Below are 23,714 nucleotides of genomic sequence, written 5' to 3' on the forward strand. Positions count from 1 at the left end.
GAGAGGCCGAAGCCTTTCGCTTTTTTAATTTGTTGCATGTTTTTTGGACATTGGAACAGATACTGGCTGCTTTTCTGCTGTTTTTTCTGTTTTTGGATAATAAATTAAATCCAATGTTTTTGCCTGTACGGCAATCGAAAGAATAGTAAAAGCAATTTCTGTCCAATTTAAATAATATAATGAAAGCGCAAGAACAATCGCGTCAAAGACGAAGAAAATTTGCCCAATTGTAAAACGAGTTCGTTTACTTAATACAATTGTTAAAATATCGTCTCCACCGGTTGCACCGCCAAATCGCAATATAAAACCGAGTCCAATACCAGCTAACGCACCGCCAACTACTGCAGCTATAAATAAGTTATTTGATAAATCTACCGTAAATGGAGAATAATTTTCCATAAAGGAATAAAATACTCCGAATGAAATTGAACCTAGGAATGAATAGCCAACCATTTTTCTACCTAAAAATGAAGCACACAGTAAAATAATTGGGATATCCATTAATACAGTTGAAATAGATGGTGAAATATCATAAAAGTTTTGAATGAATAGTGCAATTCCTACAAAGCCACCTTCTGTTAAGTGGTTTTGGAAGTGAATGTGATATAGCGCTGCTGCTAAAATAAATGAACCGATTAAAACCATAAAAATTTCTTTAATAATTTGCCGACTTTGGATGTTCCTCATCGTTATTCCTTCTTTCCGTAGTTAGTAGTCCTTTTTGTGTTGTAAACTAACTACGAGCTCACATGTAGCTTTCAGTTAGTTTACGAAAAAACTAACTACGCTATATGTCGCTGAAGAAATAACGAATAATCCTCTCGTCCATCAATTCTCCCTACCTTCGTTTTAGTTTAAGTCTTAAAACGACTAAACAAAACGTGGAGTAGGATTCTTCATTTAGCAATCCTGCTCTTCTTTGTTTTGTTTAGTTAGTAACAATTAAGTCCTAAACAAAACGCTATGTGTAAGAAGAGTCTTTTTTTTGCCAAATTATCCTTCGGGCAATCATAATTTCCCCACTCTCGTATTTTTTTCGCTAGACTAAAGTATCTGAGCTGAAAAATACGCTACGTGTATGATTCGTCAATACGATGCCACATGCTCCTTCGAGCGATCATGATATCAAAATCCCTTCCTTCAAGATTTATACTATTATATCATACTTTTAAAAAATGTATGCGGATGGAAACCGACAATAAACGGAGGGAATCTACAAAAAATGTTATGTTTAAATATTTTTGTAGAAAAGCCTAAGTTATTTCGGAGGATTGGACAGTTTGTAACGGTTTGTCCAATAAGTAAGAAAAAAAGGTTTTATTCCGTTGTATTCTTTTCATCACTTTTATCTTTGAAAAACGCATCCCAACTAATCACACTTAAAAAAGTTAAAGCGATAATAACGAAAGCACGCATAAGCTGTAGACCTCCTTTTGTACATAGTATATGAATCATTCGATTCGGAATGTGTCATTTTTTTACAAGTCTTAACTATTATGAGAGTATATTAATATAGATAGATGAAGGGGAGAGTGAAGGTATGCTAAAAGAAATGTTCAAAAGAAAAGAATTAATATGTATTTCATGTCAGAAAAAAATTCAATATGAAGAAGAGCTTGTTGCTTTTGTAAAGTTGCCGAAAGAAAGAAGTATATTAGTTGGCCCTTTTGATGTGTGTTTGGCAAAAACAGCACAAGAGATATATTGTAAATCATATTACGACAAAAAAAGCATGACCCAAAGTAATTGAGGGGCATGCTTTTTTCATTGGTGTGCTTTCCCCTCAGATACATTTTGAGTGAGTCGATACCAAAGCCAAAGGTCATTAATGATGGAAGCAAGATCGGCAATTTCTGAATTTAGTTTACAAGAAACTTCGAAGTCTTCTTCGTTATTTAAATAATGTTGTTTTTTATTAATATAGTGCTCAAGTTCTTTTATACGATCAGGAATTTTCCCGCGAACTTGTTCCCATTTTAGTAAAATAGCATGTTGCATTTTTTCAGGGATTTCTTCCCAGTCTTCTTGTAAATGTGGAATTTCAATTCCTAGATGTTCATCGTATAAGAAATACTTTTCCATAAGTTCACCCCCGTTTTCCTGCTTATATTGTACAGAAAAACAGAAAGAAGTTCGACGAAATTGTTTGAAAAAATTTGAAAATGACTCTTGATACATTTTGTGAAAGGTGTTAAAGTTTGAATTATTATAAAAGAAAATGAATATTTATTCTTTAGGGGGATGCAAAATGGAGAAGAAAAAAGTTGTATTAGCATATTCCGGAGGTCTTGATACTTCCGTTGCAATTAAATGGTTACAAGAGAAGAATTATGATATTATCGCGCTTTGTTTAGACTTAGGGGAAGGTAAAGACTTAGCATTTGTAAAGGAAAAGGCACTTTCAGTAGGTGCAATTAAATCATATATGATTGACGTTCAAGAAGAATTTGCAAACGAATATGCATTGATGGCGATGCAAGCACACACATTATACGAAGGAAAATACCCTCTTGTCTCTGCATTATCTCGTCCGCTTATTGCGAAGAAATTAGTAGAAATCGCAGAACAAGAAGGCGCAACTGCAGTTGCACACGGATGTACAGGAAAAGGAAATGACCAAGTTCGTTTTGAAGTTTCTATCCAAGCATTAAATCCTTACTTAGAAGTGATTGCGCCTGTACGTGAATGGAAATGGTCACGTGAAGAAGAAATTGCATATGCAAAAGAAAACGATGTACCAATTCCGATTAATTTAGATAGCCCGTTTTCAATCGATCAAAACTTATGGGGACGCAGCAACGAATGTGGAATTTTAGAAGATCCATGGGCAGCGCCGCCAGAAGATGCATATGAGATGACATTAGCGTTAGAAGATACACCGAATAAACCAGAGTTTGTAGAAATCGGATTTGAAGCGGGCATACCGACTACTTTAAATGGCACTGCATATTCACTTGCAGAATTAATTAAAACGTTAAATGCGCTTGCTGGAAAACACGGCGTTGGACGTATTGATCACGTAGAAAATCGTCTTGTCGGTATTAAATCTCGTGAAGTATACGAATGCCCAGCAGCAATGACGTTAATCACTGCGCATAAAGAGTTGGAAGATTTAACACACGTAAAAGAAGTAGCGCATTTTAAACCAGTGATTGAACAGAAAATAACAGAACTTATTTATAACGGTTTATGGTTCTCACCTTTAAAACAAGCGCTTCATGCATTTTTACAAGAAACGCAAAAGAATGTAACAGGTACAGTGCGTGTGAAATTATTTAAAGGTCATGCGATTGTAGAAGGACGTAAATCTGAATACTCTTTATACGATGAAAAATTAGCAACATATACTGCCCAGGACGAATTTAATCATGATGCAGCAGTTGGATTCATTTCATTATTTGGTTTACCGACGAAAGTATACAGCCAAGTGAATCAAAAGAAGGTGGAAGCGTGAGCAAACTTTGGGGCGGACGTTTTACTGAAGAAGCGGAAGCGTGGGTTGAAGAGTTTGGAGCATCCATCTCTTTCGATCAACAATTAGTAAATCAAGATATAAACGGGAGTATTGCACACGTAACGATGCTAGCAAAGCAAGGCATCGTTACGAAAGAAGAAGCAGAGAAAATAAAGATAGGTCTTCAATATTTATTGAAAGAAGCAAAAGAGAATAAGCTACAATTTTTAGTAGAAGCAGAGGATATTCATTTAAACATCGAAAAAATGTTAATTGAACAAATTGGCGAAGTAGGAGGAAAACTTCACACTGGCCGAAGTCGTAATGATCAAGTAGCGACAGATATGCATTTGTATTTAAAAGAAAAGGTAGAACATATTATAAAAGCTACAAAACAATTGCAAACTGTTCTTGTTCATCAAGCAGAAAATAATATTGAAACGATTATGCCTGGCTATACGCATTTGCAACGTGCTCAGCCGATTTCATTTGCTCATCATATTCTCGCTTACTTTTGGATGTTAGAGCGTGATGTAAATCGTTATGAAGATTCGTTAAAGCGTATTAATATCTCCCCATTAGGAGCAGGAGCGCTAGCTGGGACGACATTCCCGATTGACCGAGAATATAGTGCGGAGCTTCTTGGATTTAATGGAATATATGAAAATAGTTTAGATGCAGTAAGCGATCGTGATTTCATCTTGGAGTTTTTAAGTAACTCATCTCTGCTTATGATGCACTTATCGCGCTTTTGTGAAGAACTTATTTTATGGAGTAGCCAAGAGTTTCAATTTATTGAAATGAGCGATCAATACGCAACTGGAAGCAGCATTATGCCGCAAAAGAAAAATCCGGATATGGCGGAACTAATCCGTGGTAAAACAGGCAGAGTATACGGTAATTTATTCAGTTTACTTACAGTAATGAAAGGATTACCGCTCGCTTACAATAAAGACTTGCAAGAAGATAAAGAAGGAATGTTTGATACAGTAAAAACAGTAGAAGGATGCCTTCATATTATGGCAGGCATGCTTGAAACGATGACTGTAAACAAAGAAAAAATGGGGCAAGCTGTGACGCAAGATTTCTCCAATGCAACAGAAATTGCCGACTATTTAGCAAACAAAGGACTACCATTCCGTCAAGCTCATGAAATTGTTGGGAAGTTAGTGCTATATTGCACACAAAAAGGAATTTATTTATTAGATGTCTCGCTTGAAACATATAAAGAAATGAGCTCTTTATTTGAAGAGGATTTGTATGAAGTTCTTTCACCATATGCGGCTGTAAAGCGTCGTAATAGTTCGGGTGGAACAGGATTTGAACAAATCAAAAACGCTTTGGAGAAGGCGAAGGGGTTAACGAAAGAATTTATTAAGAATTGAGTTGGGAAGTACGCCAGTCTAGTAAAGTCTGGCGTACTTTGTTTTTTAATAATATTTAAGTTACAATATAGTAAAAAATAACAATTTAGGGGAAGTCTATGAAAAAAATAGTGTTTATCATTGTACTGGTAATTAGTTTAATTGCAAATGCTAAAGTGTTTCTTTTGGACAAATATATGTATGTTGGTGAAAAAGAAAAGCGAGAAGAAGCGATTATCGCAACGATGTGGCATTTGCAAGATAAAGGATATAAAGAAAGTGATATTTTATATATAAAACCGGCCTTTTATAGCAAAATGGATTCGTATGGAATGAATGTGCAGTTTAAAGATGAACCAAATGAATCATATACATATAGAGTTTTAAAAGATACGAAAACAAATAAACTAACTGTACACCAAAATAGCAATGAGCAAGGTGGTATGGGCGGGAAGCATCAAGAGCTTAAATAAAGAAAGAAAACGACTGATGGCATTCGCCTGCAGTCGTTTTTCTTTTAATCATACTTATGTCGATCTTCCGTAATTCGAATATACTCAATATCCATCAAATCTCTAAGTAATGCACCGTTACTTAGTTCAACGCCATGTTTCTCTTTAAAATGAGTACGAATCGTATCTAGCATTTCGAGTTCTTTCCCATTCACATCTAAAATAATACGTTCAGAATCATCCATGTTGCATCCTCCTTTTTTACACATATATATTTTGTCCGTCTATTTCTAAAAAATGTATGTTAACGTAATGTTAGGAAATAAGAAAGGGATGAAAAATGAGACGTATTTATTTTATAGGGTTAATTTTGTACACGCTAATTGTATTACACGTTGCATTCCCAAATATCTTTTCATTTGAGGATTTAGAAACAGTACACGTTGCGATATTTATTTTTGCTCTATTTGTAGTAGATTGCTTTATTTCTATATGGATTTCGAAAAGAAAAGATATACAAGGTGAAAAAGAAATGGAACGGAAAAAGAGAAAACATTCATTTTGGATGATGACATACTGTTTGTCTTTAGTGCTTACTGCTGCTTTTTTTAGTGAACATATTCTATTAGAAAGATTAAATATTGGATTTGGAGCGTTCGTATTTGCATACTATTTTTTTATGCACTTTCTTCCTTATATGAAAGAAAAGCGAAGAGAAGAGGAAAATCCGCTTGTAGAAGAAGCGAGAGAGCAAGAGCATAAGAGAATAGAAGAAGATATAAAGAAACTCGGAGAACAAAAGTGGTATTTAAAATCAAAAATCATATATGTTCTTTGCTTTATTACGCCGCCAATTGGCTATTTGTACGTCTTCTTACTTCGTAAAAAAATGACAGCAGATGCAAGGCAAACGTACTTAACGATCGCGACAATCATGATGGCGTTATGGTCTTTGAAGTTTCTTCCGCCTTATGTGTTGGCAATTACCGTTGTTGTCGTAGCATGTCTTGTGTTTATAGTGAAGTTTATAAAATGAAAAACACCAAGCCTATGTGGACTTGGTGTTTTATCTATAAATTAAAGCTCACCTTGCTCTTCATCACCACGAACAACAAGGACATCGCATTTCGCATAGCGAATAATATGTTCAGAGACGCTACCAATTAGGAAACGCTCAACAGCATTTAAACCAGTCGCACCACACATAATTAAATCTACTTTATGGTTTGGAGCGATTTCTTTTGAAATTTTTGATTTAGGATTACCGAATTCTAATACAGTTTCAATTTTTTCAAGACCAGCTTCAAGCGCAGTTTTTTTGTAGTCTTCTAATAAGTCTTCTGCAAATAGATTTGCACGTTCAGCAATTGCACGGCTATAAGCTTCTACTGCTGAGTATGCTTTTACATCAACGATATGAGCAATTGTTAATGTTGCATTGTTGCGCTTTGCGACTTGAATTGCTTTTTTAAAGGCTTTTTCTGCTTCTTTAGAACCATCCACCGCGATTAAAATATTTGTATATGTATTATTCATAGTAAATTCCTCCCAATCTGTTTTATAACTGTTTACAACTTAATTATAAAACAAATTTTGGTAACGTGCTTGCCAGAAACGTTACAGAATTTTGAAAACTCTGTTTCAATTCATTTTAGTTGTAATTGGAGCGAGAACTTGTTACATATGAAGTATAGCAATTTAAAAGGGGGCAGTTTTGTGAGACATGCGCTCATTACAGCCGGTACGAAAGGTTTAGGAAAGCAAGTAACAGAAAAGTTATTGGCTAAAGGCTATTCAGTAACAGTAACGTACCATAGCGATACCACGGCTATGGAAACGATGAAAGAAACATATAAAGATGTGGAAGAGCGTCTACAATTCGTGCAAGCGGATGTCACGAAAAAGGAAGATTTACATAAAATAGTAGAAGAAGCGATGAGCCGTTTTGGCAAAATTGACTTTTTAATTAATAATGCTGGTCCATATGTATTTGAACGAAAAAAGTTAGTTGATTATGAAGAAGATGAATGGAATGAAATGATTCAGGGGAATTTAACAGCGGTATTTCATTTATTAAAACTTGTCGTTCCGGTCATGAGAAAACAGAACTTTGGCCGTATTATTAATTACGGATTTCAAGGGGCGGATAGTGCACCGGGATGGATTTATCGTTCAGCTTTTTCCGCAGCGAAAGTAGGACTTGTTTCATTAACGAAAACAGTTGCTTATGAAGAAGCGGAGTATGGTATTACTGCGAACATGGTATGTCCTGGTGATATTATAGGCGAGATGAAAGAGGCAACTATTCAAGAAGCACGTCAGCTGAAAGAGCATAACACACCGATTGGTAGATCTGGAACAGGTGAAGATATTGCAAGAACCATTTCGTTTTTATGTGAGGACGATTCCGATATGATTACCGGTACAATTATTGAAGTTACTGGTGCAGTGGATGTTATTCATAGACATCGATAGAATAAAATAAGATGAAGTTTCGAATAATTGGACAGTTTATCCATTGTGCTGAGAGGTGCGGATAATACTGTCCTTTAATATAAAATTAAATCTATCGGAAAACTCGTGTTATTTTTTTGTCAAATATTGAGATATTATGTTAAAATATAAGAGCGTAGAAAGCGCTTTAAAAAAATGATTCAGGGGTCATTTCATAACTCAAGGGGGAACTAATCATGCGTATCGGTATTCCAACAGAAATTAAAAACAATGAAAACCGTGTGGCAATGACGCCAGCGGGAGCAGTACATTTAGTACAAAATGGTCATGAAGTTTTTGTTCAAAAAGGAGCAGGTTTAGGATCTGGCTTTACGGATGAAGAATACGTACAAGCTGGTGCGAAACTTGTAGAAACTGCTGAAGAAGCATGGAATCAAGATATGGTTATGAAGGTAAAAGAGCCAGTAGCAAGTGAATACGGCTATTTCCGTGAAGGTTTAATTTTATTCACATACTTACACTTAGCTCCAGAACCAGAATTAACGAAAGCATTAATCGATAACAAAGTTGCATCAATCGCATACGAAACAGTACAATTAGACAATCGTTCTTTACCATTACTTGCACCTATGAGTGAAGTAGCTGGTCGTATGTCTGCACAAATCGGTGCACAATTCCTTGAGAAAAACAAAGGTGGTAAAGGTATTTTACTTGCAGGCGTTCCAGGGGTAAAACGCGGCAAAGTAACAATCATCGGCGGTGGTCAAGCTGGTACAAACGCAGCTAAGATTGCAGTAGGTTTAGGTGCAGATGTAACAATCATTGACTTAAGTGCAGAACGTCTTCGTCAATTAGATGATATTTTCGGTAACCAAGTAAAAACATTAATGTCTAATCCATACAACATTGCAGAAGCTGTTAAAGAATCTGACCTTGTTATTGGTGCAGTATTAATTCCAGGTGCAAAAGCGCCAAAACTTGTAACTGAAGAAATGATTCAATCAATGGAACCAGGTTCTGTCGTTGTAGATATCGCGATTGACCAAGGTGGTATTTTCGAAACAACTGATCGTATTACAACTCATGACAACCCAACTTACGAAAAACACGGCGTTGTTCATTATGCAGTTGCTAATATGCCAGGTGCAGTTCCACGTACGTCAACTCTTGCATTAACAAACGTAACAGTACCATATGCAGTACAAATTGCGAACAAAGGTTACAAAGATGCTTGCTTAGGCAACACTGCATTACTAAAAGGTATTAACACATTAGATGGCTATGTAACATTCGAAGCAGTTGCAGAAGCGCACGGCTTACAATACGCTGATGCGAAAGAGCTTCTTGAAAAAGCTCCTGCTTTATCATAATAGAAATACATTTGAGACCTTCCTTTATGAGGAGGGTCTTTTTTTATGGAGAAATAACATGTGAATAATTGTTATTTATTGGTGTAAATCATTTTTTATTATGATAATTTAGAATTATATAATAAAAAGAGGGGATTCAATGGGGAGTAAAAAGAGGAAGAAAAAGCAAGCAAAGAGACAAAAGTACATAAAGAAAAAACAGGAGCAGAACATACCTTTTTCACAAAAAGTAGTCATTACGATAGAGAAAACATTTCGGTATATTTGTATGTTCTTGTATGTGATTTTTTGTGTGTTTTTATGTGGGATGGTTAAATGTTTGGGGATAACCCCTAATGTTATTGAAGGTATTTTTGGCGTTATGCTTGTTATGGTAGAAGGAATCTTATTCTTTATATTATTTGATAAGGTTTGGCCTAGTCATGAAAGTAAAAAAGATAGAAAAAGAAGCAAAAAATCTTCATCCAATTCAAGCTCATCAAGTGGATTCGGTGACTACAGTAGCAACGATTGTAGCAGCTCAAGTGATGGCGGAGGAGATTGCGGAGGTGGTGGAGACTAAGTTGGTTTTTCAGAAGAACGACTAATGGAAGGATGGGATGAAATATGGAAACTGTGAACTTAATAGAATTAACAAAAGACATTCAAGATCAACATAAAAACTTCGTCGTTTCAAACATAAACAGTCATTGCTTACGCATCGCTGTATTTACTGGTGAATATGATTGGCACTATCATTCTAATTCGGATGAATTATTTATTGTGCTAGAGGGAGAGTTACTTATTGATTTTGAAGATGGAGAAACGGCGGTTTTAAAGCCAAATGATTCTATTTTAATTCCAGCATGTACGATTCATAGAACGAGAGCATTAAAGAGGACGGTAAATCTTTGTTTTGAACATATAGAGGCTGATACGATTATAGTGGAGCGATTATGAAAAAATTATCTGTAGCCGAGTATAGAAAAATCATTCCGATTTTGGAAAGTAATACAAGAACGATGACATTTGCTTATGCGGTATGTGATCAAATGGTAGATGGTGAGGTTTTTGTAAACGGGCAATTAACAGCAGGGTTAATTATTACAGCTAACGGTATTTATTATTTATTTGGTGATACTGATGATCAAAATTATAACGAAGAGTTATTTTCATATTTAAAAACAGCTATTGAGAAAACAGAGAAGAGATTTACACTCTTTACTTCAAGTGAAGAGTGGGAAATGATGTTAGAAGAGCGTTTTAGTAATACACTTCGGAACATCCCGCGAATGAAATTTCAAAGAGTAACCTTTGAGGAGAGAAAACGAGATTGTAACAAAAATACATATGAAGTGAAGCGTATTGATAGAAGAGATATAGAGCGAAGCAGTGAATTTAAAGAGAAGTACTACAAAGAATATTGGGGATCAAAAGAAACGTTTTTGAATAGTGGTTTTGGATTTTGTATAGAACAAGATGGGATAATTGTAGCTGAATGCGTCTCAATATTTAGCGGGAATGGTTATGCTGAAATAGATATCGCAACACATGAAGCGCATCAAGGGAAAGGATTAGCTCAAGCTGTTGCAACACGGTTCATTGAACATTGCATGCAAAATGATATTATACCGAGCTGGGATTGTTATGTAGACAATATTCCTTCGCGAAAATTAGCTAGTAAATTAAGTTTTTATCATCCAATAGAATATAGTTTGTTTGTACGTAAGAAAACGGGGGAATAAAAATGAATGTAGAATTAACGAGATTTAAAGTTAAGCCTGGTAAGAGTCATCGAGTAGATGAATGGATGCAGCTTCTTAATGACAATATGAAAGAAGTCCTTTTGACATTAAACGACGAAAAGATGTACGTTGAGACAATTTTCCGGGAAATAAGAGATGGAGAAGAGTACTTATATTGGTATTCTGTGCAAGGAGAAGGCGGGGCTCTTGTCGAAAATTCTCATTATGAAATCGATAAAAAGCACTTAGCGTTTTGGTATGAATGTATTGATGAAGAAGCAATGTCTATTGATATGAAAACAGAAGTTGTTATGATTCAAGATGTTGTGAGGGAAGCGATGGAATAATAGAGTAATATTTTGTGAACAAAAAACAGTCTTATTTTTTTGCTGAAATATATATTATTGGAGATGCTATAGGATGAGAATTAGTAATAAATATATCACTCTCGATGAAATAGAGATAATAAGAGAATCCTTAAATAAATTGCATGAACATCATAATAATAAATCAAAATATTTTTCTGGCGATTACCCAAGAATGACATTTGAGGAACGTATTGAAAATTATAAAAAGAACTCAAAGTACGGAGAATATAGAATTGAATTATTGATTGAGTCAGAAACAGATAATATATTAGGATTTTGTATAGCGTATAGTAAAAGCGTAAGCGGAAAGATTGAAGTTTTATTTGTTGATGAAAAATACCGAAGAAACGGATTCGGTTTGAAATTAATGAATAGTGCAGTGGAATGGTTTAAAGTGAAAAAGATAGATGAAATTGAATTAACAGTAGTGTATGGAAATGAAGCTGTATCATTTTATGAAAAGCTGGGATTTTATCCTCGTTCAATTATTATGGCAACTAAGTCATAACGATAGTATGGGGAGAGATGAGTGGGAGTTTTTGTTTCAAAAAAATGGTTCATATTTTACTAAATTATATGTGAAGAGCACATCAAAATAAATGTGCTTTTTATTATGGAAAAATTTATAAAAGCTGTATTTGGATATCTTTAAGTGAAAATAAAGAGGGATATCGAGAATATTTTAGGATAAACTATAAAGTGAAACTTTAATCAGTGGGGGGGGCATCCCCTACTGATTATCAGCCCTCACCAATCGGGCTTTTACGAGCAGTCCGCCCCCCCTAACTTCTTTGCTTCCGCTGAATTTTGATGTGGGGTCTTACTGCCTGTTAATGCGGGATAAAGAAATAAAAAACACCAAAACAAAAGACTTACCAATATACGGTGTAGTCGTAACAGGAAAACAGAGGATTTACAAAGTTTACAAGGGTCACCGTATATTAAGGCTGCTGTAAGAGGTGTAACAGTTGAGAAATATTGATTACGAGTAATTAATGTGAATAATCAGAAAATTTATGTTATAATATGGGAAAAGGAGGTTTATATGAGGCAAATACATGGAGCAATTTATATTTACATAACAATGTTTTTCGTGGCGATATCCTATGGATTGGGGCACGTGTATTCGCATCCTATACTAACTTTTTTAAGCGGAGCATGTATGGCGTTTGCGCTTCTTGTCCACCTTTTCTCAGTTTGGATCGTGAAATTTCAATTAAATATTAGTGAAATAGAAGAAGGCACTTTCTAAGTGGCCTTCTTTTTTTAATAATATTTTGGAAGGTCTTGCAGCAATTTTTCAATTTTGCATTCGGTTTCTTCACATATAGACAGTGTGCGTAGTCGGAAAAACAAACTACGTAAGAAAGATTTTATATTTCCGTATAGGTACTCGTACGATTCAGTATGTAATGTCTGTTTTTTGACGGGTAATTGAGCTACTAATTCATGAAGGGCTAATAGGAGTACCTCTTCCTTTAGACCATTTTGTAGCATTGCGACAATCGGATAAACGAGACGTTCGTCTTCTTCATATTTGTAGTAAATAGAATGGACACAAACTTTGTTTAATAAAGTTTGTAATATTTCTTCGTAATATAAAGTTTCCAGTTTAGGACTACGAACAAGCGCCTCAAATGTATCAGAAGCGTGAGCGATACTATGTGCCCAGCCGTGGTCTTGCACATATCCGCGGAAATCATGCTCGTTGTTCATATATAACACTAATCGATCTTTTACATGTAAAAGATCAGCCTGTGATAAGAAATTATGATTTGTATCGGCATCAATAATGAGTGCAATTAATAATGTTGTAAATGCACGGGTAAATACCGCATCTTCGTCATCCGAATGAATCTTATACAATAAATATTTGTCACTGATGCTTTCTAATAATAGTTTCTGTAATTGTGTGTGTGAAAGGTAGTCCTTTTTGATGAGATGGTAAAAAGTAGAGCAAATAAGTTTGTCCCTTAAATAGCTATCGGTAACACCGATATGTTTAAGCATATTGGAAATTAAAGAATCCATGTTAATTGTATCCATTACGTAATGATTATTACGAATTTCTTCTAACTGTTGTTGTAACATATAAACCACCTATTTTAGAAAATTCTGTATTTTAATAGTATAATAAGAGGAAGAAATAGACAATAAATAAATGCTTTTGAATGGAGGGGGGCATTATGAAGAGAGCATTATTCTTTTTCATTAGTATTTTCTTTTTAGGAAGCTGTTCCATTTCGTATGTTACTTTTTCTAGCGAGAGCAAAAGTTGGACTGGACAATATAAAGGGCATATTAAGGATGACAGTGAAGATGGGATGTTTACGTTTCAATATAAGGGCGGGGATGGAAAGACAGAATTTAAAAACTTAGAGATTGCTATTAATGGAGCCTTTAGTACAATGACACAAACGTCAGAAGTTCATAGAGGAGCAAAGATTGAAATGAAGTCTTCTTGTGTAAGTTGCGCGCCTATCTCTAAAGATGAACCTATAGAAGTTGTGATTAAATGGGATGATAAGTATGAGGAGAAGATGGTGCTAAATTTGAAATAGTAGAGAAATAGAAAAAGGCAGCAATCCCGCTGCCTTTTTTATTATTTTACAAATTGTAATTCTTTCGGGAATTTCGTTAAAATTTCTGATCCGTCTTTTGTGATGTAAATATCATCTTCAATACGAACGCCACCTACGTTTGGTACGTAAATACCTGGCTCGATTGTGAAGACCATACCTTCTTTTAATGGAGACTCGTTGCCAGCTTTTACATCTGGATATTCGTGTACGCTAATTCCAAGTCCGTGACCCAGGCGGTGTGGGAAGAAGTCACCGTAACCTGCATCTGCGATAACAGAACGAGCAGCGTTGTCGATTGCGCCAAGTGTAACACCTGGTTTACATGCTTCAACTGCTTGTAGTTGTCCAGCAAGTACAGTGTTGTAAATGCGAGTTTGCTCTTCAGAAATTTCACCGAATGCTACTGTACGTGTAATATCAGAGCAATAACCATCAATGATTACGCCTAAATCAAATAGTACGAAATCGCCGCGTTTCATTTTGTTTGCGCCAGGAATACCGTGTGGAAGAGCAGAGTTCGCACCTGCTAATACCATCGTATCAAATGACATTTTATGTATGCCTTTTGTTTTTAATTCGTGTTCAATAATTGCTAATACTTCTAGCTCGCTGCGGTTTTCTTTAATTGCATTTACACCAACTTCAACAGCATAGTCCGCCATTTTAGCTGCTTCGCGTAAAATAGAAAGTTCTTTTTCATCTTTAATTAAACGAAGTTCGCGAACTTTCTCCTCAGCTGATTTGAAAGCTGCATTTGGGAATAATTTCGTTAATTCTTCGTAGCGCTCTACGTTTAAATGTTCTTTTTCAATTGCAACTGCATTTGCATTGATGCCGCGGTCTTTAATTGCTTTTGCAATCATATCCCATGGTCTGTCAGTATCAGTAAATCCGATAATTTCATGTGCCCAGCCAGCGTTACGCGCTTGACCTTCTTCCATTTTAGGGCAAATTAAAATAGGTTCTTTTTCTTGGAATACAAACATACCAAGTAATCTTTCGTGTGGTTCACAGTGGAAGTTTGTCATGTAGAAGACGTTCGGTGTAGAAGTTAAGAACGCAGCTTCTACGTTTTTTTCTTTTAGCCATTGCATTAAATTTTCTAATCTAGCATTCATCGATTGGCACCCCCGAGATATTTAATTACAAATATAACTTTAACTCGGAAGAAAGCGTTATGACAAGTAAATAGATGTTAGAAAAGACAGGGGATTGAAAAATCATGTAGAATAAAAAGTGAGAATGTGAATAGGGGAGGAATGTAATAATGAAAGTATCTTATCATGGACATTCAGTTGTGAAAATTGAGGCGAATGGAAAAGTTATTTTAATTGACCCGTTTTTAACAGGTAATCCGAGAACAGATTTAAAAGCTGAAGATGTAAAAGTGGATGCAATCCTTTTATCGCATGGACACGGTGATCATGTTGGAGATACAGTAGAACTTGCGAAGAAAAATAATGCAGTTGTTGTAGCGCCATTTGAACTAGCAACATTTTTAAGTTGGCAAGGTGTAAATACACACCCGATGCATATTGGTGGTTCACATGAATTTGACTTCGGAAAAGTGAAGTTTACACAAGCATTCCACGGCTCTAGTTATATTGATGAAGAAAATAAGACGATTACATATACAGGTATGCCAGCAGGTATTTTATTTACAGCAGAAGAGAGAACTGTATACCACGCAGGAGATACTGCACTATTCTCTGATATGAAGTTAATTGGGGAATTAAATAAAGTTGATCTAGCATTTTTACCAATTGGTGATAATTTCACAATGGGACCAGAAGATGCTGTACTAGCGGCAAAATGGATTAATGCGAAAACTGTTGTACCGATGCATTACAATACGTTCCCAGTTATTGAACAAGATCCATATCAATTTGTAGAAAAGCTACAAAATTGTACAGGGAAAGTATTAGAAGCTGGAGAAAGTATTACACTATAGAAAAGAAACCCTTCATTTGAAAAGAAAAGTGAAGGGTTTTTACGTGTGTAGGACAGCTTTTAATACTTGTATTTGTTTTGGTGATTCTTTTCTTTTGGTACGTGGCTGTTCAGGTGTTTCATTCAATTCCATTGTAACTTTTTTACCATCTACGAAAGCTAAAAATACAGCACCTACAACCTCTAAAAGTTTTTTCATCATGTGTTCGCTCCTTTGATTTATTTCTTGTTTTAATTGTATAGGTAATCAAGTGTGCGAACTATCGAATGAGATGACAATAGCATTACATTGTTGTAATAGAATGACTGGTGGAATGTAAGAGTCATTTTGTTATAAAAAAAATAGTACAGGTATGCAAAGAGAGAGTGTAACAGTTTTGAAAATATAGTATACTGAAAGTACAACACATGAAGAATTTAGGGAAAAGAAAGTATGGTGAAACCATTTGGCTACCAAGCATAACCAAATTTTAGAACATATTAATAGCCTGCCAGTAGGCCATAAAATTTCTGTAAGACAAATTGCGAAAGATTTGAGTGTAAGTGAAGGGACCGCTTACCGTGCAATTAAAGATGCAGAAAATAAAGGGTATGTTAGTACAATTGAACGTGTCGGAACAATTCGAATTGAACAAAAGAAGAAAGAGAATATCGAAAAACTGACATATGCAGAAGTCGTTAACATTGTCGACGGTCAAGTACTTGGAGGCAGAGAAGGACTACATAAAACGTTAAATAAATTCGTAATCGGGGCAATGAAATTAGAAGCGATGATGCGCTATACAGAAGCTGGGAACTTACTTATTGTCGGTAACCGTACGAACGCACATCAATTAGCGTTAGAAACTGGAGCCGCTGTATTAATTACGGGCGGATTTGATACGGAAGATCATGTGAAGAAATTAGCAGATGAATTAAAACTGCCGATTATTTCAAGTAGTTACGATACCTTTACAGTTGCAACGTTAATTAACCGTGCGATTTACGATCAGCTTATTAAGAAAGAAATTGTACTCGTTGAAGATATTTTAACGCCAATTGAAGAAACATTATATTTAAAGCCAAATGATACAGTGCAGCAATGGCATGCCTATAATGAAGAGACGATGCACGGAAGGTATCCGATTGTTGATGAAAGTAACAAAGTGCTAGGAATCGTGACTTCAAAAGATATGATCGGTGTAGCGAAAGAAACACCAATTGATAAAGTAATGACAAAACACCCAATTACAGTGAACGGTAAAATGTCTGTCGCAGCTGCGGCACGTATGATGGTGTGGGAAGGTATTGAGTTACTTCCTGTTGTTGATGAAGGAAATAAACTACAAGGTATTATTAGCCGTCAAGATGTACTTCAGGCACTGCAAATGATTCAACGTCAGCCACAAGTTGGAGAAACCATTGATGATATTGTAACGAATCAATTTATGACGCCGAAAGAAGCGAAGAATGAGCATCTATATCAATTTTCGGTGACGCCGCAAATGACGAACTCAATCGGAACGTTATCGTACGGTGTATTTGCAACAATTGTGACAGAAGCGACAAATCGCGTCATTCGTGCGCAAAAGAAAAGCGATTTAATTGTTGAAAACTTAACGATTTATTTCGTAAAGCCGGTTCAAATTGATAATGTTGTATCTGTTCATCCGAAAGTATTAGAAATTGGGCGTAAATTTGGTAAGGTCGATGTAGAGGTGCATCATGAAGGTAATGTTGTTGGAAAGGCATTACTTATGGTGCAGTTAATCGATAAATAAAAAGATGGAACAAATCGTTTTGATTTGTTCCATCTTTTTTTGTTGTTTTAAATTTGAAAGGCATGATTTTAGATGGGAGTTTTAGTGAAATATGTATGGAGTGGAAAAGTAACGTAAGAAAAGACAGAATAGTAATTCGATTTGGCTGTATATTGTGTTATGATTATATTGTAAGAAAATGGAATTCTGAAAGGTGGTATGCATTATGTCGTCAGCCGTACTCTTTTTTGGTAGTATCGCACTATTTTACTTTCTTGTAATGATACCGATCCAATATTTATATTTACAAGGTTTACATGAAAAAAAGGAAAAGACAGGATTATCTCAGCGAGAGCTATATGAAAAAATGTCTTTTGGAGAAGAACAACTACATTTTCATGTACAAGGTAACCCATTTAATATACCATCTGCGTTTGTTGCATATATGATTTTGAAAGTTAAGGGACGTAAAAAAGCATCACAATATTGATGCTTTTTTATGTTGCTTCATAGACTTCGGCTTCTTTAACTGCTAATGGCAAGAAATGTTTGTATTGGCGAAACCCGTTAAATACACTTGCACTACCAAATAGAACGAATAAAACACCAACGATAATACGAGCGGTTGAAAGTTCTAAAAAGAATTGGTTTATCCCGAAAAATAAAACGAATGAACCGAGTGCCATTGCGGATTTTCCTGAGAGCCAACCTTTCTCCATTGGGCGGTTTGTACGAAAGTATTTTGTTTTGTAAAAGAGGTACAACATAAATGAGACGATAATACAGAAGACTAATACTGGCATAATGAACACTCCCATCGCTTTGTGAAAAATAATAGAAAAGAAAAAGAAATATCTAAACTTTCTAACTTTTATTATAAAGCAATTGTTCGCATGTATGAAATACTTTCCGTTATAATGGAGGATAAAGTGAAGAAGTTGATTAAAAAGGAGATTATACATATGCATGAGCAAATTTTAGGAGCAATTAAAGAGTTTGATACAATTATTATTCATCGCCACGTGCGTCCGGACCCAGATGCGTTAGGTTCACAGGGTGGTCTTGGTACAATTCTACAAGAATCGTTTCCAGAGAAAAATATTTATACGGTTGGGTACAATGAACCGTCACTAGCATACTTACGAGTAATGGATGATATTAAAGATAGTGTATACGAAAATGCGCTTGTTATTGTTTGTGATACTGCGAATCAAGAACGGGTTGACGATCAACGCTATACAAAAGGGAAGATGTTAATTAAAATTGATCATCATCCAAATGAAGATCCATATGGAGATATTACGTGGGTAGACACGACAGCGAGTTCTACAAGTGAAATGATTTATGAGTTTTATAACTATGGAAAAGATAAAGGATTAAAAATAACAAAAGAAGCAGCTCGCCTTATTTTAGCAGGAATTGTTGGAGATACAGGTCGTTTCTTATTCCCAAATACGACAGCAAAAACACTTCGTTACGTAAGTGAGCTTGTTGATATGGGTGTGAAATTCACAGATTTATACAATGAAATGTATAAGACAAAAGAAAAAATTGCTCGTTTAAACGGTTATATTTTACAAAACTTTACGATGGTAGAAGAAGGAGCAGCTTACATTAAATTAACGAAAGAAGTATTAGAAGAGTTTGATGTACTTCCTTCTGAAGCATCTGGTGTTGTTGGAGCGCTTGGCAATATTGATGGATTAAAGGCGTGGGTTCTATTTTTAGAGGAAGATGACGTAATTCGTGTTCGTCTTCGTTCAAAAGGGCCAGTTATAAACAAATTGGCAATGCAATATAACGGCGGAGGGCATCCGATGGCTTCTGGTGCCAAGGCATCTTCTTGGCAAGAAGCGGATCGTCTTTTTGCTGATTTACGTGAGATTTGTAAATAAAAGACTATATGTTAGAACGAAAAGAAGGAGCGGCGCTAAAGCCCTCCTTCTTTATTTTTCTTTCTCTATAGTAATGCTAATTTCAAGCACTGTATCAAAAGATATTGTATCGACTTTAAAACGGTATAGGCGATCGTAATGTTTGTATGTTTTATTTTCGATTACCTTTTTTAGTAGGTCTTTATTTTTTGCGATACTTTGAATGTTTTTCGTTAAAAGATGCTGGAGATCATTATGAATAGATGTAGTCATATTTTCGAGTGTAAGATTGTCTAAATCGTATTTTTCTCGATTGATAAGTTTTATTTTAATCTCTTGAATGGTTAAGAGCCGTTTATTTTCAGTGTTCAATTTTTCTTGATCTTCGAGAAGGACGTGGAGCTTTGCTTCTTGTTTTTCTATAATTTCTCTTTGTTCTGCTATTTTACTAGCTTGTTCTTGTTGAAAAACACCGTATATGTACAAAAAAATAAACCAGCTCAACACGCCTCCAACAGCAGCACCAGCTAATACTAAGTACCATCTTTTTGCTGTATTGGCACTTGGTACTCTCATACATGTTCCTGCGTTAGCCATTTAATAATAATGAGACCTGTTTGCATACCACCAGTTGCGAAAAAAATAAGGAGAATTTGTTTTACGATATCTTTCATATCTCCGCCAAAGAAACTTCTTTCAAAGCTATAAAAGGTATCGAATGTTCCGCCGATTGCTGCAACGAGTGCCCAAATTCTTAAATTTTGGGCGAATTGATTAATGTAAGTTAGAGCTGGTTTTCCGATAAGAAACGCACCAAATCCACCAATTAATGAACCGCCAAGTATAACCCCAAAGGCAATAAAATAACTAATAATAAGCAGAGAGAAAAAAGTATGTTCTCTTACATCCATCGTCATTCCCCTTTCTTCTTCATATATATGGACAAAGTATAAGAAGTATGTTTTGATTTCCGCTTTCCTCATCACCTATAATAAAAGTAGTCAAATAGGTAAAGAGAGGGTACAACAGTGAAGTTTGTGCATTTACAATGTCAAACCGTTTTTAGTTTATTAAAAAGTGCTTGTAAAATTGATGAGCTTGTAGTCAGGGCGAAAGAACTTGGTTTTTCATCGCTAGCTATTACGGATGAAAATGTTATGTATGGTGTTATTCCGTTTTATAAAGCATGTAAGAAACATGGTATACAGCCTGTTATTGGATTAACCGCTTCTATTTTTAGTGAAGAAGAAGAAAGGTCTTATCCGCTTGTATTACTTGCTGAGAATGAAATAGGCTACCAAAATTTATTAAAGATTTCTAGCAGTATTATGACAAAGTCCAAAGAAGGTATTCCTAAGAAGTGGCTTGCGCATTATGCGAAAGGATTAATTGCTATTTCGCCAGGTAAAGATGGCGAAATTGAGCAATTATTACTAGAAGACAATGAGAGTCAGGCTGAAGAAGTAGCTCGCACGTATCAAAATATGTTCGGCCATTTTTATATGAGTTTGCAGCATCATGCAATTCAAGATGAGTTGCTTTTACAAGAGAAACTACCTGAATTTATTAGTAGGGTTAATATTCCAGTCGTTGCAACAAATGATGTGCGCTATATCAATCAAAGTGACGCGCTTGTTCACGAATGTTTACTATCTGTTGAAAGTGGAACGAAAATGACTGATCCAGATAGGCCGAGGCTGAAAACAGATCAGTATTATTTAAAGTCATCGGATGAAATGGAAGCACTATTTTCCCATGCGCCGGAAGCAATCCAAAATACAATAAAAATTGCAGAGCGTTGCCAAGTAGAAATACCGTTCCATGTAAATCAACTTCCGAAGTTTCCTGTTCCGTCTAATGAAACGAGTGATATATACTTGCGTCGTGTTTGTGAAGAAGGTTTGCGGAAACGATATGGTGAACCGAAAGAAGTGCATATAAAGCGTTTGGATCATGAATTAAATGTTATTTCTCGTATGGGATTTAGTGATTATTTCCTCATCGTATGGGATTTTATGAAGTATGCACATGAAAATCATATTCTAACAGGACCAGGTCGTGGATCGGCAGCTGGTTCACTCGTTTCATACGTATTAGAAATTACAGATATTGATCCAATTGAATACGATCTATTATTTGAAAGGTTTTTAAATCCTGAACGTGTGACGCTTCCTGATATTGATATTGATTTTCCAGACGTAAGACGTGATGAGATGATTCGCTATGTGAAAGATAAATACGGTCAGCTCCGTGTTGCGCAAATTGTAACGTTTGGTACGCTTGCAGCAAAAGCGGCAATTAGAGACATTGCCCGCGTAATGGGGCTTCCGCCGCGAGATATTGATATATTTTCAAAACTTATCCCATCAAAGCTTGGTATAACGTTAAAAGATGCATATGAAGAATCACAATCACTTCGTGAGTTTATACAAGGGAATCTTTTGCATGAGCGTGTGTTTGAAATCGCAAAACGTGTAGAAGGTTTACCACGTCATACGTCTATTCATGCGGCTGGTGTTATTATGAGTCAAGAACCGCTAACAGGCAGTGTAGCAATTCAAGAAGGACATAACGATGTTTATGTTACGCAATATCCAGCCGATGCGCTAGAAGAACTTGGGTTGCTTAAGATGGACTTTTTAGGATTACGTAATTTAACGTTACTTGAAAATATTATAAAATTTATCGCCAACAAAACTGGGAAAGAAATCGATATAAGAAACTTACCTCTTCAAGATGAAAAGACATTCCAATTATTAGGGAGAGGAGATACAACAGGTGTATTCCAGCTTGAGTCAGGCGGTATGCGAAATGTACTTCGCGGGTTAAAACCGAATGAGTTTGAAGATATCGTAGCTGTTAACTCGTTATACAGACCAGGACCGATGGAACAGATACCGACTTTTATTGAATCGAAACATGGAAAAAGAAAAATCGAATATTTACATCCGGATTTAAAGCCAATTTTAGAAAGAACATACGGCGTCATTGTATACCAAGAACAAATTATGCAAATTGCATCGAAGTTAGCAGGGTTTTCGCTTGGAGAAGCAGATTTACTGCGCCGTGCAGTGAGTAAAAAAAATCGTGATATTTTAGATCAGGAACGTAAGCATTTCGTCCAGGGATGTTTGCGAAATGGATATGATGAGACGTCTGCTGAAAAAATTTATGATTTAATTGTAAGATTTGCGAATTACGGTTTTAACCGAAGTCACGCTGTAGCTTACAGTATGATCGGATATCAGCTTGCCTATTTGAAAGCGAACTATACGCTGGAATTTATGACGGCATTATTATCAAGCGCAATTGGAAATGAAGATAAAATTGTACAGTATATACGAGAAACGAAGCGGAAAGGTTTTCACGTTTTGCCGCCGTCTCTTCAGAGAAGTGGTTATAACTTCCAAATAGAAGGGAATGCGATACGTTACAGTTTACTTTCGATCCGAAATATTGGAATGGCTACAGTGACGGCATTATTAGAAGAACGAGAGAAAAAAATGTTCGAAGATTTATTTGAATTTTGTCTCCGTATGCCGTCAAAGTTCGTAACGGAGCGTAATTTAGAAGCTTTCGTCTGGTCGGGATGTTTTGATGATTTTGGTGTTTCGAGAACGAATTTATGGAAAAGTATTAAAGGGGCGTTAGAGTACGCGAATCTCGCACGTGATTTAGGAGATGCTGTTCCAAAATCAAAATATGTACAAGGAGAAGAGCTATCTTTTATTGAACAACTAAATAAAGAGAAAGAAGTACTTGGCTTTTATTTATCAAGTTATCCGACAGCGCAATATGTGAAGTTAGCAAAAGAATTAGAAATTCCATCTCTCGCTCAGGCGATGCGACACAAGAAAAAAGTACAAAGAGCTATTGTGTATATAACAAGTGTTAGAGTGATTCGTACGAAAAAGTTTCAAAAGATGGCATTTATTACATTCTGTGATCAAAATGATGAAATGGAAGCGGTCCTCTTCCCGGAAACGTATATACATTTCTCGGATAAGTTGCAAGAAGGAGCAATTGTTTTAGTTGACGGTACGATTGAGCTAAGAAATCATAAGCTGCAATGGATTGTAAATGGACTATATCTGCTAGAGGAAATGGATGTTTATGAAGAAAAGAAAGACGCATCTGTTTACGTGAAATTGCCATCTCAGTATGAGAAAAAGCTTTTAAATCGGGTTACGAAAATATTGTTCGACTATTCAGGTTTTGCGAAAGTACTAATTTATTATGAAAAGGAACATAAAATGGTACAATTATCTCGGAGTTTATCGATTCATCCAAGTGAAGAATGTTTAGGAGCACTTCGTGAAATTGTCGGGGAAGAAAATGTAGTTGTGAAAATATAATGGACAATTTCCCTACACTTCGATTATT

Annotated in this window: 29 protein-coding genes and 1 pseudogene; 20 read left to right on the top strand and 10 right to left on the bottom strand. The window is 35.6% G+C overall.

Going from position 1 to position 23,714, the window contains the following annotated elements; all coding sequences use genetic code 11:
- Nucleotides 1-24: 24 nt before the first annotated feature.
- Nucleotides 25-687: a YitT family protein gene (locus tag AB6801_RS07315; protein ID WP_001244515.1), complete on the bottom strand. Its 663-nt coding sequence runs from the start codon at nt 685-687 to the stop codon at nt 25-27.
- Nucleotides 688-1,540: 853 nt separating this feature from the next.
- Between AB6801_RS07315 and AB6801_RS07320 the strand changes: the two genes are divergently transcribed.
- Nucleotides 1,541-1,750, top strand: coding sequence for a hypothetical protein (locus tag AB6801_RS07320; RefSeq protein WP_000910675.1), 210 nt, complete (start codon nt 1,541-1,543; stop codon nt 1,748-1,750).
- 14 nt (nt 1,751-1,764) lie between these two features.
- On the opposite strand, the gene AB6801_RS07325 is transcribed toward AB6801_RS07320, so the two are convergent.
- Nucleotides 1,765-2,082, bottom strand: a complete 318-nt coding sequence (locus AB6801_RS07325; RefSeq protein WP_000417216.1) for a hypothetical protein — start codon at nt 2,080-2,082, stop codon at nt 1,765-1,767.
- A gap of 166 nt (nt 2,083-2,248) precedes the next feature.
- Here AB6801_RS07325 and AB6801_RS07330 point away from each other — a divergent pair, with 166 nt between their 5' ends.
- The 3 genes from AB6801_RS07330 to AB6801_RS07340 all read left to right on the top strand — a co-directional run bounded on the left by AB6801_RS07330 (nt 2,249) and on the right by AB6801_RS07340 (nt 5,291).
- The gene (locus tag AB6801_RS07330) at nt 2,249-3,454 is read left to right on the top strand and encodes an argininosuccinate synthase (RefSeq protein WP_097999529.1); all 1,206 of its coding nucleotides are present in this window, start codon (nt 2,249-2,251) and stop codon (nt 3,452-3,454) included.
- Nucleotides 3,451-4,839 carry an argininosuccinate lyase gene (gene argH / locus AB6801_RS07335; protein ID WP_000041281.1) on the top strand — a complete coding sequence of 463 codons (1,389 nt, stop codon included), beginning with the start codon at nt 3,451-3,453 and terminating at the stop codon, nt 4,837-4,839. The genes AB6801_RS07330 and argH overlap by 4 nt, the downstream gene beginning before the upstream one ends.
- Before the next feature lie 98 nt (nt 4,840-4,937).
- Nucleotides 4,938-5,291 (top strand): DUF3139 domain-containing protein, encoded by a 354-nt coding sequence (locus tag AB6801_RS07340; protein WP_000724676.1) that lies wholly within the window; start codon nt 4,938-4,940, stop codon nt 5,289-5,291.
- Nucleotides 5,292-5,335: 44 nt separating this feature from the next.
- Here the strand turns inward: AB6801_RS07340 and AB6801_RS07345 are convergent, their stop codons facing one another.
- A complete protein-coding gene (locus AB6801_RS07345; RefSeq protein ID WP_000342765.1) occupies nt 5,336-5,515 on the bottom strand; it encodes a hypothetical protein in 180 nt (59 codons plus the stop codon).
- 95 nt (nt 5,516-5,610) lie between these two features.
- Between AB6801_RS07345 and AB6801_RS07350 the strand changes: the two genes are divergently transcribed.
- Entirely contained in the window at nt 5,611-6,306 is a 696-nt protein-coding gene (locus AB6801_RS07350; RefSeq protein WP_097999528.1) for a hypothetical protein, read from the top strand.
- A gap of 41 nt (nt 6,307-6,347) precedes the next feature.
- Here the strand turns inward: AB6801_RS07350 and AB6801_RS07355 are convergent, their stop codons facing one another.
- Nucleotides 6,348-6,806, bottom strand: coding sequence for a universal stress protein (locus tag AB6801_RS07355; protein WP_001066673.1), 459 nt, complete (start codon nt 6,804-6,806; stop codon nt 6,348-6,350).
- Nucleotides 6,807-6,953: 147 nt separating this feature from the next.
- Here AB6801_RS07355 and AB6801_RS07360 point away from each other — a divergent pair, with 147 nt between their 5' ends.
- The 9 genes and pseudogenes from AB6801_RS07360 to AB6801_RS07400 all read left to right on the top strand — a co-directional run bounded on the left by AB6801_RS07360 (nt 6,954) and on the right by AB6801_RS07400 (nt 12,438).
- The gene (locus AB6801_RS07360) at nt 6,954-7,745 is read left to right on the top strand and encodes an SDR family oxidoreductase (protein ID WP_097999537.1); all 792 of its coding nucleotides are present in this window, start codon (nt 6,954-6,956) and stop codon (nt 7,743-7,745) included.
- Between the two features lie 215 nt (nt 7,746-7,960).
- The gene (gene ald, locus AB6801_RS07365; RefSeq protein ID WP_001219402.1) at nt 7,961-9,094 is read left to right on the top strand and encodes an alanine dehydrogenase; all 1,134 of its coding nucleotides are present in this window, start codon (nt 7,961-7,963) and stop codon (nt 9,092-9,094) included.
- A gap of 139 nt (nt 9,095-9,233) precedes the next feature.
- Nucleotides 9,234-9,656, top strand: coding sequence for a hypothetical protein (locus AB6801_RS07370; protein ID WP_000534934.1), 423 nt, complete (start codon nt 9,234-9,236; stop codon nt 9,654-9,656).
- 44 nt (nt 9,657-9,700) lie between these two features.
- Nucleotides 9,701-10,033 (top strand): cupin domain-containing protein, encoded by a 333-nt coding sequence (locus AB6801_RS07375; protein WP_000450932.1) that lies wholly within the window; start codon nt 9,701-9,703, stop codon nt 10,031-10,033.
- Nucleotides 10,030-10,818 (top strand): GNAT family N-acetyltransferase, encoded by a 789-nt coding sequence (locus tag AB6801_RS07380; protein ID WP_053514528.1) that lies wholly within the window; start codon nt 10,030-10,032, stop codon nt 10,816-10,818. The genes AB6801_RS07375 and AB6801_RS07380 overlap by 4 nt, the downstream gene beginning before the upstream one ends.
- Nucleotides 10,819-10,820: 2 nt before the next feature.
- Nucleotides 10,821-11,165: a DUF6176 family protein gene (locus AB6801_RS07385; protein WP_001100208.1), complete on the top strand. Its 345-nt coding sequence runs from the start codon at nt 10,821-10,823 to the stop codon at nt 11,163-11,165.
- 73 nt (nt 11,166-11,238) lie between these two features.
- Nucleotides 11,239-11,694, top strand: coding sequence for a GNAT family N-acetyltransferase (locus tag AB6801_RS07390; protein WP_001222921.1), 456 nt, complete (start codon nt 11,239-11,241; stop codon nt 11,692-11,694).
- Nucleotides 11,695-12,028: 334 nt separating this feature from the next.
- A pseudogene (locus tag AB6801_RS07395) lies at nt 12,029-12,168 on the top strand (anti sigma factor C-terminal domain-containing protein); the annotation flags it as partial.
- Between the two features lie 63 nt (nt 12,169-12,231).
- Entirely contained in the window at nt 12,232-12,438 is a 207-nt protein-coding gene (locus AB6801_RS07400; protein ID WP_001248905.1) for a hypothetical protein, read from the top strand.
- A gap of 14 nt (nt 12,439-12,452) precedes the next feature.
- Here AB6801_RS07400 and AB6801_RS07405 read toward each other — a convergent pair whose 3' ends face one another.
- Nucleotides 12,453-13,277, bottom strand: coding sequence for a DUF2785 domain-containing protein (locus AB6801_RS07405; RefSeq protein WP_000941455.1), 825 nt, complete (start codon nt 13,275-13,277; stop codon nt 12,453-12,455).
- Nucleotides 13,278-13,372: 95 nt separating this feature from the next.
- Between AB6801_RS07405 and AB6801_RS07410 the strand changes: the two genes are divergently transcribed.
- A complete protein-coding gene (locus AB6801_RS07410; RefSeq protein WP_000816708.1) occupies nt 13,373-13,747 on the top strand; it encodes a hypothetical protein in 375 nt (124 codons plus the stop codon).
- Nucleotides 13,748-13,788: 41 nt separating this feature from the next.
- Here AB6801_RS07410 and pepQ read toward each other — a convergent pair whose 3' ends face one another.
- Nucleotides 13,789-14,886 carry a Xaa-Pro dipeptidase gene (gene pepQ, locus AB6801_RS07415; protein ID WP_000994032.1) on the bottom strand — a complete coding sequence of 366 codons (1,098 nt, stop codon included), beginning with the start codon at nt 14,884-14,886 and terminating at the stop codon, nt 13,789-13,791.
- A gap of 149 nt (nt 14,887-15,035) precedes the next feature.
- On the opposite strand from pepQ, the gene AB6801_RS07420 reads away from it, so the two are divergent.
- On the top strand, nt 15,036-15,719 hold the full coding sequence (locus tag AB6801_RS07420) for a metal-dependent hydrolase (RefSeq protein WP_000868930.1): 684 nt from the start codon (nt 15,036-15,038) through the stop codon (nt 15,717-15,719).
- 39 nt (nt 15,720-15,758) lie between these two features.
- On the opposite strand, the gene AB6801_RS07425 is transcribed toward AB6801_RS07420, so the two are convergent.
- Complete coding sequence (locus AB6801_RS07425) at nt 15,759-15,920, bottom strand: hypothetical protein (RefSeq protein WP_000976306.1); 162 nt, start codon at nt 15,918-15,920, stop codon at nt 15,759-15,761.
- 244 nt (nt 15,921-16,164) lie between these two features.
- Here AB6801_RS07425 and AB6801_RS07430 point away from each other — a divergent pair, with 244 nt between their 5' ends.
- Together AB6801_RS07430 and AB6801_RS07435 are read left to right on the top strand one after the other, a co-directional pair.
- Nucleotides 16,165-17,478, top strand: coding sequence for a CBS domain-containing protein (locus tag AB6801_RS07430; protein WP_000201590.1), 1,314 nt, complete (start codon nt 16,165-16,167; stop codon nt 17,476-17,478).
- A 205-nt stretch (nt 17,479-17,683) separates the two neighbouring features.
- Entirely contained in the window at nt 17,684-17,947 is a 264-nt protein-coding gene (locus AB6801_RS07435) for a DUF3949 domain-containing protein (RefSeq protein WP_000093045.1), read from the top strand.
- Between the two features lie 7 nt (nt 17,948-17,954).
- Here AB6801_RS07435 and AB6801_RS07440 read toward each other — a convergent pair whose 3' ends face one another.
- The gene (locus tag AB6801_RS07440) at nt 17,955-18,260 is read right to left on the bottom strand and encodes a YtpI family protein (RefSeq protein WP_001144776.1); all 306 of its coding nucleotides are present in this window, start codon (nt 18,258-18,260) and stop codon (nt 17,955-17,957) included.
- Between the two features lie 159 nt (nt 18,261-18,419).
- Here AB6801_RS07440 and AB6801_RS07445 point away from each other — a divergent pair, with 159 nt between their 5' ends.
- Nucleotides 18,420-19,352 (top strand): DHH family phosphoesterase, encoded by a 933-nt coding sequence (locus AB6801_RS07445; protein ID WP_097999527.1) that lies wholly within the window; start codon nt 18,420-18,422, stop codon nt 19,350-19,352.
- Nucleotides 19,353-19,403: 51 nt separating this feature from the next.
- Here the strand turns inward: AB6801_RS07445 and ytrI are convergent, their stop codons facing one another.
- The gene (gene ytrI / locus AB6801_RS07450; RefSeq protein WP_001265740.1) at nt 19,404-19,907 is read right to left on the bottom strand and encodes a sporulation membrane protein YtrI; all 504 of its coding nucleotides are present in this window, start codon (nt 19,905-19,907) and stop codon (nt 19,404-19,406) included.
- Nucleotides 19,904-20,317: a YtrH family sporulation protein gene (locus AB6801_RS07455; RefSeq protein ID WP_002005839.1), complete on the bottom strand. Its 414-nt coding sequence runs from the start codon at nt 20,315-20,317 to the stop codon at nt 19,904-19,906. The genes ytrI and AB6801_RS07455 overlap by 4 nt, the downstream gene beginning before the upstream one ends.
- A gap of 42 nt (nt 20,318-20,359) precedes the next feature.
- Between AB6801_RS07455 and dnaE the strand changes: the two genes are divergently transcribed.
- Nucleotides 20,360-23,686 carry a DNA polymerase III subunit alpha gene (gene dnaE / locus AB6801_RS07460; RefSeq protein WP_097999526.1) on the top strand — a complete coding sequence of 1,109 codons (3,327 nt, stop codon included), beginning with the start codon at nt 20,360-20,362 and terminating at the stop codon, nt 23,684-23,686.
- Nucleotides 23,687-23,714 lie beyond the last annotated feature (28 nt).

This window comes from Bacillus sp. RCC_6_1 (genome assembly GCF_041360755.1).
In the GTDB taxonomy this organism is placed as follows: Bacteria; Bacillota; Bacilli; order Bacillales; family Bacillaceae_G; genus Bacillus_A; species Bacillus_A cereus.